The 12463-nt window shown below is 39.1% G+C and carries 11 protein-coding genes and 1 other RNA gene; 4 read left to right on the top strand and 8 right to left on the bottom strand.

What is annotated here, in order from left to right:
* The first annotated feature begins 6 nt into the window (after positions 1-6).
* Entirely contained in the window at positions 7-783 is a 777-nt protein-coding gene (locus EKM98_RS06740) for a hypothetical protein (RefSeq protein WP_125981492.1), read from the top strand.
* A gap of 10 nt (positions 784-793) precedes the next feature.
* The gene (locus tag EKM98_RS06735; protein WP_125981490.1) at positions 794-1372 is read left to right on the top strand and encodes a hypothetical protein; all 579 of its coding nucleotides are present in this window, start codon (positions 794-796) and stop codon (positions 1370-1372) included.
* Between the two features lie 105 nt (positions 1373-1477).
* Here EKM98_RS06735 and EKM98_RS06730 read toward each other — a convergent pair whose 3' ends face one another.
* Positions 1478-2947: a sensor histidine kinase gene (locus EKM98_RS06730; RefSeq protein WP_125981488.1), complete on the bottom strand. Its 1470-nt coding sequence runs from the start codon at positions 2945-2947 to the stop codon at positions 1478-1480.
* Positions 2944-3672 carry a response regulator transcription factor gene (locus tag EKM98_RS06725; RefSeq protein ID WP_125981486.1) on the bottom strand — a complete coding sequence of 243 codons (729 nt, stop codon included), beginning with the start codon at positions 3670-3672 and terminating at the stop codon, positions 2944-2946. Before EKM98_RS06725 ends, EKM98_RS06730 begins: the two co-directional genes overlap by 4 nt.
* 242 nt (positions 3673-3914) lie before the next feature.
* Here EKM98_RS06725 and EKM98_RS06720 point away from each other — a divergent pair, with 242 nt between their 5' ends.
* Positions 3915-4691: a Cof-type HAD-IIB family hydrolase gene (locus EKM98_RS06720; protein ID WP_125981484.1), complete on the top strand. Its 777-nt coding sequence runs from the start codon at positions 3915-3917 to the stop codon at positions 4689-4691.
* A gap of 65 nt (positions 4692-4756) precedes the next feature.
* Positions 4757-5127, top strand: a transfer-messenger RNA (tmRNA) gene (gene ssrA / locus EKM98_RS06715).
* Between the two features lie 1093 nt (positions 5128-6220).
* Here the strand turns inward: ssrA and EKM98_RS06710 are convergent.
* The 6 genes from EKM98_RS06710 to EKM98_RS06685 form a co-directional block, all read right to left on the bottom strand.
* Positions 6221-7906, bottom strand: coding sequence for a hypothetical protein (locus EKM98_RS06710; protein ID WP_125981482.1), 1686 nt, complete (start codon positions 7904-7906; stop codon positions 6221-6223).
* A gap of 42 nt (positions 7907-7948) precedes the next feature.
* Positions 7949-8311 carry a PQQ-binding-like beta-propeller repeat protein gene (locus EKM98_RS06705; RefSeq protein WP_125981481.1) on the bottom strand — a complete coding sequence of 121 codons (363 nt, stop codon included), beginning with the start codon at positions 8309-8311 and terminating at the stop codon, positions 7949-7951.
* 35 nt (positions 8312-8346) lie between these two features.
* Positions 8347-8745 carry a hypothetical protein gene (locus tag EKM98_RS06700; protein ID WP_125981479.1) on the bottom strand — a complete coding sequence of 133 codons (399 nt, stop codon included), beginning with the start codon at positions 8743-8745 and terminating at the stop codon, positions 8347-8349.
* Between the two features lie 185 nt (positions 8746-8930).
* Entirely contained in the window at positions 8931-9746 is an 816-nt protein-coding gene (locus EKM98_RS06695) for an enhanced serine sensitivity protein SseB C-terminal domain-containing protein (RefSeq protein ID WP_125981477.1), read from the bottom strand.
* A 380-nt stretch (positions 9747-10126) separates the two neighbouring features.
* Complete coding sequence (locus EKM98_RS06690; protein ID WP_125981476.1) at positions 10127-10705, bottom strand: hypothetical protein; 579 nt, start codon at positions 10703-10705, stop codon at positions 10127-10129.
* A 202-nt stretch (positions 10706-10907) separates the two neighbouring features.
* Positions 10908-12329, bottom strand: a complete 1422-nt coding sequence (locus EKM98_RS06685; RefSeq protein WP_125981474.1) for a helix-turn-helix domain-containing protein — start codon at positions 12327-12329, stop codon at positions 10908-10910.
* Positions 12330-12463 lie beyond the last annotated feature (134 nt).

Here is a 12463-nt window from a genome sequence, read left to right as displayed (position 1 = left end):
GAAAAGATGAGAATTGTGCAACGAGTATTTGCTAGTTTACTGTACCACCGCAAATATGCTGGTACTTTAGGGATTGTTACGGCACTTTTTTTAGTATTAGGTTTAAGTTGTTTAATAATCAGGGACTTTCAGCGTAGTGCTCTAAATCTTTTCCAGGTTCGCCTCGGAATGATCGACCAGCACGCCGCTAATATTTCTAAATTTCCGGCGTTACGGCAGATTATTCTAGTTCACGAAACATTAATGAAAAATGAACAAACAATTTTTGTTGTTTTACTCTGGGCCTTGGCCTTGATCATCCTAATTGCTAGTATAGTTAGCCTGATTCACCGCCGTTCTGAATTAATTGCTTACCGGTTGGCTGGCAAAAACTTTACAACCATCAGTTGGCAATTTGCCCTTGAAAACGTTGCATTATTTCTACTAATCTACTTTGTCGTGGTAACATTGCTACTTTGCCTCCAGGCACCATTTATGGCGCTTTTAGAGCGAATAAACCAACGACTATTCATTGATTCATTATCAGCTACTTTAGCTAATTTAAAAAATTCTCCCACGGCCGCTGGTTGGGGTAATCTGAATCGAATCTTTTCGAATCAAGTAACTCCCTTTAATGGTCACTTATTATTGTTTGGGGGAGCAGATCTGTCGTCGAGTTTCTTAACTGACTATAGTCAATACTTTGCTAGTATCCTATGGCGCGGTGGCTCAATCGTTTTCACCGCAAGTTACTTACCTGCCTTACTCTATAATTGGCACATTAGTCGCACTATTTTTGAATAGAGGTGTTTACTTGTTTGATTTCAGACCAACAAAGCAAAAAAATAATTTCATTGAGGAATGGCAACAAGCTTTTCCGAAAAATAAATTATTTTTAATTTATACGCCTTCACCTGCAACGGCAAAAAAGATTTACCGTTGCTACGTCCGTCTATTCGCCAAAAATCATCTACTCAAAAGAATTGGCCTAATTACTCAAGAAAAAAATTCGATTCTACCCTATTTATCCGCGAAAGAAAATATTTTAATTAGTTTTGATAATGCGCAAGTTAAACACACAAAACTTTGGGAACGTTTTGAAACTAATCTCATTAGCAATCGCGACTTTTTTGAAACATTAGGCAAGGATTTAACGCCACTCCAACATTTTTACGTCCAATTTTACCGGCAGCTGCTTGCTGGCAAAAAAGTAATCATCATTGATACTTTATTAGATCAATTGCCAGTAACGGTGGTTCGGCAAATTATGACTGAATTCGACAGCATCATCCACGATATTGATACTTCAATTATTATCTTAACGGCTAACCAAGAATTAATTCAGGCTAATCCCCAAGCTAGCCTGGACACACCACCTTTCGTACAAAAATAAGGGGAGCTGGGCAAAAGTTAGTTTTGGTTCACGTTCTAGAGCAATGATCAGAAATAGTAAAAGGCCAGGACTTTTTGTCCTGGCCTTTTACTATTTTTTTGGTTACTATTCAATCTTTTTAGTTTCTTTATCCTGACTTGTCTGTTCATCAGGGAAGGTCAACGTAAAGGTTGTTCCTTGATCCTTTTCACTTTCAACCTTTATCTGACCACCATGTAATTGAACAAGTTGATGAACAATTGCAAGTCCTAGGCCTGATTCACCGTACTTAGTGTTCTTACGTGATGGGTCTGCCTTGTAATACCGTTCCCAGATATTTTTAAGTTGAGCCTTAGTCATCCCAATTCCGGTATCCGCTACTGCGAAAATCGATTCATGGTACCCACGTTTTGCTGTAATTGTAATCGTCCCATTTTGGGTAAATTGAATTCCGTTTTGAACCACATTAAACATCACCTGAACAAAACGATCATAATCAGCGTAAATCGTGACCGCTGGACCAGGGGTAAGAACCAACTTATCACCGGCCTCTTCCGCCTTTTTAGTCAATTGTAATACAATATTATTTAGTGCATCCGTTGAATCAAAATTACGACGAGACAACGTAATTTGGTTAGTCCGAATTTTTTCGTAATCCAAATTTTCATTTACAATTCGAATCAAACGCTTGGTTTCATTTTGCATTAATTCAATGCTCTTTCCCCGCATATCTTCTGGAATTGCGTCGTACTGAAGTCCTTCTAATAAGCCATTGATTGTCGTTAGCGGCGTACGCATTTCGTGGGCTGCATCGGCCATAAATTGACGTCGCCGATCTTCCTGGCGTTTAATTTCCTCATTTGAACCGCGCAATGAAACGGCCATTTTGTTAAAGTCCTGCGCCAAATCATCAAGCTCATCCCGATTTTTTTCTTCAAGGTGAATATCAAAATCACCCCGGGCAACCTTGTGCGCAGCTCCCCGAACCCGGTTGATTCGTAAAACTTGGTAACGGGCTAACACATAGCTCAAAATAATGGCGGCCACACTTGAAATTAACAGTGCAATAAATAAATTATGCTCAATTTTGCTGATATTAGCCCGAATATCTGACACTAACGAACCCACCGAAATAACCGCCCGTAATTTACCATTATAGAAGTAAGGCACCAAAACATCCGTCATTTCAGCCCGACTGTTTAAAACATTTGTGCCGTGGTCAGAGGTCCGGTGAATCCGTTCCCCCTTCTGCAACTTATTCCAATCTTGTTTACTCAGTTGCCGCACAATGCCATCATTTTGTGTTGGATAAATCATTTGGTTATTCTGATTAAAAATCGCAAAATGAACTTTCTGGTGCGATAAAACGGCCTCACTGTTTTTCAACATACTGATTTGAAAACCGTGGGATGAATTCGTTCGTTGATCAACCGACATTGCCTGTTGCATCAAACTATCAGCGTAACCTTCCAGCTGATCCCAAGTGCTACTGTAAACCATTCGCGTAGTAAACTGGATGAAAAAGGCCCCCACAATCAGGAGGGTCGTCATAATAACCGCAAAAAAAGCCAACATTTGCTGATAAATTAATTTCATGAGGCAACCACGCCCGAATCATCAAATTTATACCCAACACCCCAAACCGTTTGAATGATTTGCGGACCAACTTTTTCAATTTTTTGCCGTAATTTTTTGATATGAGCATCTACTGTCCGTTCATCGCCGTAGTACTGGTAATCCCAGACTAATTCCAATAGTTGTTCCCGGGAAAAAACCTGCTTTGGATTTTTGGCTAGCGTGTATAACAAATCAAATTCTTTTGGCGTTAAGCCCTCAATTTGCTTATCCAACAAATAAGCCTCACGGGTTTTTGTATTCAGCCGGAAATGATCCGTTTGAACATCAAACCCTGATGTGGCTTCTTTATTTTCATCTGCCTTAGCCGGCTCACCTAACTCAGCCCGCCGATGCAAGGCTTTAATTCGAGCGATTAGGGTCATTGGACTAAACGGCTTAGTAACATAATCATCCGCACCCATTTCTAACCCTAGAACTTGGTCGGACTCGGAATCACGGGCCGTTAACATAATTATCGGGACCGTCTGGGAAGCCTTGCGAATTTCTTGAGCAACCTGCATCCCGTCAATTCCTGGCAAATTAAGGTCCAATGTGATAATATCCCAGTCATCAGGTGATTGCTTAAACTTATCGATTGCCTCATTGCCATCATAGGCAAATTCAACGTCCCAATTTTCTTTTGTAAAAAACATATTCATCATTTCGGAGACGGATTTGTTGTCTTCAATCATTAGTAACTTCATGCAAAATCGCTCCTTCAGCGTTTTTAAAAATAATTATTTTTTAATTAGAATTTAGTTCGAAACTACTCACATTATACAATAATCTTCCTTAATTTAATTGGCTTTTTTTAATGTTATTGAAAGTTTAGAGTTTATTCGCAAAAACGTCACATAATTTTCAGAAACAAGCTTTGTTATCCTTAATAACTTTGTTAAACTAGAATTAAATCTAAATAGTTTGCCAAACTAAGGAGAGGATTCAATTGGCCTACCGTGCATTAGTTTTTTTCGATTTAGATGCAACGCTTATGAACGCCCAATCAAGAATTGATTTAGATGTTCAAGTCGCAGTTCGTAGTTTACGCGCTCAAAATGTACTTCCAATTATTTCAACTGGCCGTTCACCATCGGAAGTACTTAATATCTTTTTGCAAACGGGCATTAACTCCTTTGTTTCACTTAATGGTGCCTACGTTGTTTACAATGGTCAACCAATCTACCAAGGTAATATTGATCAAACGTTAGTTGGTAAAATAACGACAATTGCAGAAGAACATGGCGATGCTGTTGCTTATTATAACGATAAAGGTTACCGCGTTTCACGAATGACTGATACGGTCAAAAAACAATATCAGTACGTTAACGCACCTGAACCTGAAGTTGATCCTAATTTCTATAAATCTAATCCCGTTTATATGTTACTCATCATTACAAAAGATAATGATAAACGTTATATCTACCCTTACGGTGAACAATTGACCTTTTACCGCAACTCTCCTTACTCAATGGATACCATTTTAAAAGGTGAATCCAAACAATTTGGAATTAATACTTTAATTAAAAAAATGGGCCTGGAGGATGTTCCAACTTACGCTTTCGGTGATGGCACTAATGATATTCCAATGTTAAACACCGTTGATCACCCCATCGCAATGGGTAACGGTATCACGGCCGTGAAGGACCGTGCTGAATACATCACCGCTAAAAATACTGAAGGCGGCATTATTCAAGGCTTGCGGCACTTCAACTTACTGCGCTAACTCCCCCGCTCTCAAGTAAATTGCTTTACTTTTAGAGTGACTATGCTATCATTAAGTATGTTTTTGGGGACGTTATGGATTCGACAGGTGTAGTCGAGCTTGGATTGCGCTTCGTAGGTTACGGCTACGTAAAAACGTTACAGTTAATTATAACTGCAAAAAATAATAATAATTCTTACGCCTTAGCTGCCTAACCGTAGCGTTGCGTAGATCCGCCTATCATCGCCCATGTGGTGGATACGGGTCTTAAATTAAGTGGGCTACGTGCAATCTTCCCACCTGAAAGATTGTAAAGAGATTATCAGGTTAGCTAGTTAATGGTTGCCTTGTCATCTGGCGTTTTTGACTAGTGAACTTCTAAATGAGATGACTATGAGCGTAGAGTTCTAAGTGGCGGTACGCCTGGACGCGGGTTCGACTCCCGCCGTCTCCATAATTAAAGTTTAATAGCTTTCATAGCGTTAAATAACCTTGCTAAATTAGTAATTAGCAGGGTTATTTTTTTATCCAAATATATTGATTCACACTAAAAACGAGTCAAAAGCACGTCAAAAAAATCATATGCCAACCCGCCACGCATTCCATCCGCCAGCGCTGGAATGGAAACTAACTAAATCTGTTCACATGTAATTTAGCGGCCAAGTGGCATTATTTTTAATAGTCATATAGTGCTGTCACCTCAATAATTAAATAATAGCGGGTTTTTTCTTCAATTATTTTTCAACCGAACAAATTGAATACTAAGTTTAATCGCTGTGATTTATTTGTTTAGCTGGCCGCCTCTTTTGTTGCATTTTAACCTATCTCTGCTATTATTAGAGACATAAAAGCGCCTGCTAGTCAGATAGCAGACGCCAAGCGTGAGTATAGCACGTGTTTAGGGTAGGCTAGCCTTTGCGGTTAGCCTTTTTTATTATCTCGTAGGCTTTGGCAAAATTAATTGCCGCCCTTGAAATAACAAAAATCATTGCGGCGTAAACCGTTCCGATCCTCCTAACACGGTGACTAAATAGCACACAAGCCATCACCACCGATTGTATAGTATTAGTGGGATGATGTGACCTTTCGTGCTGCTCACTAGGCCTCATTAAAGGGGATCAATCCTTAAACTCGGCCATAAATTCAGTATATGGGTTAAGGCCATTAAGCGTCAATCACTATTCTGACCATTGAGTCGACCGTTTAAAATTTAAGTGGTAGTATCTGTTCGTTTAGCTGGCCGCCTCGTTAGTTGTATTTTAACCCATTTCTGCTATTATTAGAGACATAAAAGCGCCTGCTAGTCAGATAGCAGACGCCAAGCGTGAGTATAGCACGCGTTTAGGGTAGGCTAGCCTTTGCGGTTAGCCTTTTTTATTATCTCGTAGGCTTTGGCAAAATTAATTGCTGCCCTTGAAATAGCAAAAATCATTGCGGCGTAAACCGTTCTGCTTTGCCTGATCGTTAAGTAATTGTACTCGTGTTAGTTTTCTCTATTCAATTAAACAATGCGCTTTATTAAGCCAACCAAATAGAAGTTTTGGCGTGGCTTATTTTTTTATCAATAACACAAGTTCTTCGGCAAAGTGCCTTGCCCCTGTCACTCTGTTCATCCACGAATATGGCTCGTCATAATCAGGAATCTGCATGTCCCCTAAGTAGCGTACATTTGCCATCATAATGAAGCCTTCCAGCGCAGCGATATTTTCATCTCTACTGGTAGTAGCGTCACTCAGTACTGCTAGGATTTTTGAAATTTGTTCGGCATCTTTTCTGTACTTTGCTAATTTCAATGCCGTTTTAATCCGCCCAAGCTCTTTAATCAGTCTGACATTCAGGCCAACTATCTGCCCATATTCTGCTTGCTTATAAATCCGCAAGCGGTTGATATAGGCTTTCAGCGCCTTACTTTTAGATAGATAATGACAGACACTACTATCACCAACTGTAAAAACAGCGTAGCCGGCAGGTTCCTTTTTAATTGCAGGAGTACGCATTACACCAGTACTTTGAAAGAATCCAGTGGCATCAAGCTTTTCCTTTTTAATAATCTGCTTTGCTTCCTTAATTGACATTGTTTGATCAGCCTTCGCCAGCCTTTTAGTCTTTTCTGGAGCCATTAAGATTAATTCCCGGCGAATATTTTTGTAGATTCTATTTTTATCACGCTGACTTAACACTGCGTGATCGTACGGCGGCTGCCAATGGGTAATCATACTACTGTCAAAACTGAGTTGTGGGTCTCTGAAATCAATGTCGATGGTCATCACCCGATTGCCCTCAGTGTATTGAAGACAGTAAAAGTGCGGTATTGTAATCTTGTAATCGTCGTCTTGTAACCTTTTTATCTGGTCAATCATTTCATCAATGTCGGTCAAATAAGCAGCACTTGAAATCGTGGTTTCATCAACGAACATTCTAACTAGACCAAACCAATCAAAATCAATATTGGCCACCGATCCCCTCTGTGCAGCCTTCATCGTTGCTGTTATGGCGGCCACTAAATTATCCGCTCTGGCTGAAGAGCCTTCTGGATAGGCCTTCTGAATACCAGCTAATGCACGCCGACAAATCCTAATTAGTTGCTTTAATTTATTTCGATTGGCTTGCTTGATAGCAGGTGCAGGCCCCTTAATTAGTAGAACAACCGACATAATTGGCATGATGAAGCACGACACTATTAGACTAATAAAGGTCATCAACACTGAAATTTCTAGCGCCCCATTCGGCGATCCAACTATCGAAATTAGGCCCATACTAAGCAATAAAATTCCAATTCCACTAAATAAAATCAACCACGTTCTTCTAATTTTCGTCGCCCAAATAATATGATAAAGTAACGTAAACGTAAAACCCTGAACACTAATACAAAAAAAGGTGCTGCCAATAGGATCGAAAGGTTGTAACAACCACATAACGATGCCCAAAGTAGTACTATTTTCGGCGGGCAAACTTAACATTAAGGCCCGGACTTGAACTAGCGCAACTAAAAGCCAGGGCAAGACACAATTAATGATAATCAAATACCATTTTAGTAGACTTTGAGTTTCCTTTGTCCCCTGGCGCGGTCGCAAATAAAAACTGAGGCCGCCGAACCCTAATGTGCAACTAGCAAAGAACACACACAGCGGCAGATATATTTTTGAAACTTCAGTTTGCAATCCCAGCGCTACTGCTAATCCTGCACAAATTATTGTTAGCCCATAAATCGCTCTAAATTTCCCAATATTAGTCATATTGCTCTCCAATTACATTAATTTTATGAAATTAAGCGGACCTTATTTTGTGGCACCCACAATTTTCCCCTCACCGGTATTTTTATTAAGCTTAAAGATTCTGCCCATAAAATCGGTTGCCAAAAGTACTCCATCCCTAAGAAAAATACTGGTTATGGGTAACGGACTAAATTTGGGAAACTCCTTCAAAACTGGAATCGGAAGTCGCCAAATTATTTGGCCAGTCTTTGAAATAGCAAATACATTTCGAACAGCACTGCTGGTGAGTTTTATCCCGGTAGGAATTTCCAGGCGCACATAGACTTGTTCGCCATCGTATCGGTATTGGGCAACATCGTAGTCAAAAATCAATTTATGTTCATTTACCGTTAATTCATTATTATTATATTTTATTTGTTCCTTCATTTGCTACGAGTCCCCTTGCTTCAATTCCCCAATTTTTATTTCCCAACTATTCTTTTCAGTAAGTGAAATACTTTTAACCAATTTTCTTTTCTTTTTTCTCTGTGTGCCCTTTTTACCAGTTTTTTGTATTCTACTTTGGAAAAGATCTTCTGCGCATTTTCCGGAGCAATTAACACAAATTCTGGAAATTTTTCAAGAAAATCACGATTAGCCTGTCTTGGACTCTTAGCCGGTTTCCAGATGCCAAAATCCGCATAATATAATAATTCATTCGCCGTATGTTTTCCTTGTAGATAGGCATCCACGGCCTGCTTTTCTACCGGGACAGTCTCCTCATGAACAGGCGTTCGCCAAACGATAAAACGGACAGAGTAAGCCTCGTCAGCCTTAAGTATTTTGATCTGATCTTGAATATTTTCATAAATTACTTTCATGAGCACTCACTCCAAGGCTTTATTATCGGACCGCCAGTAGCCCTAGAAGGATTGTTTATTATTTACCCAAGCTAATGAACATAATGCCACGGCCTGCACATACCTTTAACGGCCTAATGTGAAACTTTAGCAACGTTCACTTAATTATTACAAGCTGCCATTCAATGAATTCCAATTCACTAAAATTAGCCACGCGTATAAATCGGTTCCACTTTCTCGATTACATCAGAGAACGACTGACTTTCCATAATATCTATGTAGTGCCCGCGCAAATAAGGTGTGACAGTTCTACCTATTTTTGGATAAAGCTGGGCGCGGTTACCCGTATAATCGATCAATAATAGGTAGCTGCCTTCATCATCGCGTACCCACCACCGCAGCCAAACTGCCTTTACTTCCTTTATTGCCGGTAATTGAGCGGCAAGTTCCGCCACCATTTCAGTTGGATAATCGGCCGGCTCGCCAATTTCGACCGCTACATCTTTTTTGATGACCTCGGTAATATGCCCATGTTGTTCAATGTTTTTTTGATCATGCATGTGCTTGACCTGTTGCCGATAAACCACAAAATTCTCCGAAAATGGATCAAGACTGAAGCCAGCATCGGCGCTTTCAAGCACCATAGTGGCGATATCTTCAAAATCAACGACCAATGCTTTATCACTAGGACGTTTTTGCCACTTTCTCAATTCATCCCAATTCGAAAATACCGGTAACATCGTTTCATTAGCAGTATTGGTCAGTATGGGGAAACTAAATTTTCCACCTTTTTTCATAGTTAGCATCGTTGTTTGTTCATTGATCTCGGCTTCCGTCTCGATAACCAATAAAAAACGTCCGTTCAACGCAATGTAACGAAAAATTTGTTCGATCAGCTCAGCTTCGTCTTGTGGTTTATTTCTTAATAATTGAAAATACTGCTCTAGTTGTGAATTGGTGATTGGTTTGGTGATTCCTTGCTGGTTAGTTTTCTTTTTCTTAAAAACGTCAAATAGACTCATCTTGGGCCTCCATTAATTTAGACGATCATCAGGTTAAAGCACAAAGTTGTTTACAGTTGGCCGCGATTCATTTGGATCTTGGTTTCGATACTAATTAGCATAAAGGAACGACCCTATTTTTTCAATTACCAATAAAACGTCTAGAAATGATATTTAACACTCGTAAAAAATGCAACGATTAATTCGTAAATAAATTGCTCCCTAACTAATTAATCTCTTTTGCACCATTCAAGACATTAAAAAAGTTGTGACAAAATTGAATTTTGTCACAACCTCTGATACTGGAAATATTGACCTAGAGTAAAGCAATAATCCCACTCCTACCATTCTCCTAATGTTTTATACCCGCTATGGCTGGACGACCATCAACTGTTAACCATTTACCGCGCGTAAACAAATAATGCTCGGTCAATAATGGCAGAGTGTTGCCTTAAATTAACGCCTTTAGCAATTGAGGCCGATGACCAGGCAACGTTAATGGTTAACTTTTTAAGCGCTAGATCGAGTTCAATCGCTGTAATATCCTGATTATCCTGCAATCGTTGTTGTCCCTTCTCATTCTCATCACTATTTTCTTCTAATAATTTAAGTTTATCCAAGTTAATTATCAGTAAGAAATTCGTAGTTTCATAAGTATTGTGTGCGTCAGTAGATTTTTCAGCGCAATAAATCCGGGCGATACTTTCCGGAGTCATTGCAAGTAGTGGCCGATTTTTAAACTTAAGTTTGAATTCTTTTACATAAGAACATAAAAGACGTTCATCGGCAACGTTGGCCACCTCTAGCACTGATAGCGCCCTGCGTGTAGCTGGCGCCAACTTGTTGTCCTTATTAAAATAACCGTTAAACGTGTTTTCTGAAATTAATTTCTCTGCTAATAATTGATGCATTGGACTACCAAGCTCTTGTCCAATTGGGTAAGAACCATTAAGCCACCCTTTTCCTTCACTATTGGCCAAAATAAAGGCCCCCTTTTTTTGTTAAACAGAAAACTAATCCCTGACTCCAAAAAATAGTAATTAAATTGACTGACTTTTTACGATTAGAAAATATACCAAACCAAAACGTAGCAAGCTCAGCAGATCAGCCTTCCACGCCCATTTAGACTAAATTAACCAAGCATACCCAGAACAAATTAGGCAGGAAAACACAAACCAATTTTCAAACGTGGCCCAAGTTAACTCCCAGCATATTCGAGAGCTCAAACACATTTTCATGAAAACTAAGGTTGCTGTGCCAAACGTAGTTATTATCGGTTTGGTGCACCTTTTGATCGGTAATCAAAAAATATTTTTTGATATTGGAATTAGATTTGGTCACAATCGCCGTGTAGTTTAAGGGTAAATGCATGTTTAATGTGTTTAACAAACGACTTTTGGTTAGATAGTTGGTGCTGATGTCAACAAAAATCAGCTGCTGATTGGTTGAAAAGTAGGGTTGAATAATTGGAATGACACTTTTGATGATTGCGTCCTGATTAGTTTTTAAGTGAGTAAAATTTGAACCGTGTTTTGCAAATAATTGCTGCAATTCATGGTCGATAACGTAATAATTAGTTGAGCTTTCTACGTAATTTAGGGATAAAAATGGTAACGATATTTTTTGCACAAATTCAATAACCAACCTTAAATACGGTTTTAGTTCTAAAACGTAGGCCGAAGAACGGGTTAATTTTAATTGGTCAATTATCAAATCGGTTAGGTAAATGATTTCCGAATAGTAGGCATAATCCTTAACATGATGGTCTTGCGTTGCAAAATACGGGCTTTGCGTACAGAAATATTCCGCCCACATTATCTCTGGATACTTAGTCAACGATATTGGCTTTTTGCTAACGATATTCGAATAATTCTCAAAATTATCATCCTGCAAACGAAAACCCTGTTTATTTCTAATGGCACAAATTTTTAGAAAATCAGTTTGCTTTTTATTATCTAAAAACAACGCGCCGTGGGGCAGTTTACCAATTAATTTTTTAAAAACATTCTTCTGTGAAATTGGAACTAAAATGTCCTCCTCGGCCAGTTGAAACATTAAATAAAAGAATATCCTCAGCTGCCGTTCATCACCTGTGATTTTGAAATCGCTAATATTTATATAGATGCCAAAATCGCGTAAAACGTGCCTAATTAAATGAAAGTGGCGGACAATGGTTGACATACTGGCGTCCATAACTTTTTCCAGTAACTCAATTGGTGTTTCCGGCGCGTAAAAAATATATTCCAAACACCGGTAAACTAAACTATTGCGCACTAAATTGGCCTTCAACGCACCAGTTGTTAAGCGCTTTTCGGCGTTATCACTGACTTCTTTAGGAAATTCGGCCTTTGCCTTCTTATGGATTTTTCGAATTTCTTGGTACACGGTTTGGTAGGAAAGATCGGCACATTTCTTACTAATATTTACCGTGCTACCGTCCTTGCTGCTTTTAAGATAGTGAAACACCCGTAACATGCGTAAATCCTTGTTGGTTAGGAATAGTGTAGAAAATGAAGTGTCTTTAGTGCTGAAATCATCCGCCGAAGAAACTGATTCGGCGGTCGTTTGCGTAGTGGAATCTTTCGTGAATGTTTTGGCTTTCATATATAATCCGTCCTTAACTCTATTAACTGCTTAAATGACCTTTAAAATAATTTTTTGCCTAAATTGTCAAACTAAGTGCAACACCGGCCAGCTTTCACTTATAAGTGGTCTAGGTGTTAGTCATGCGAGTAATT

The organism is Loigolactobacillus iwatensis, assembly GCF_003950295.1.
Lineage (GTDB): Bacteria > Bacillota > Bacilli > Lactobacillales > Lactobacillaceae > Loigolactobacillus > Loigolactobacillus iwatensis.
Note: the sequence above shows the minus strand (reverse complement) of the source record. Positions and strands in the feature narration are given on the sequence as shown.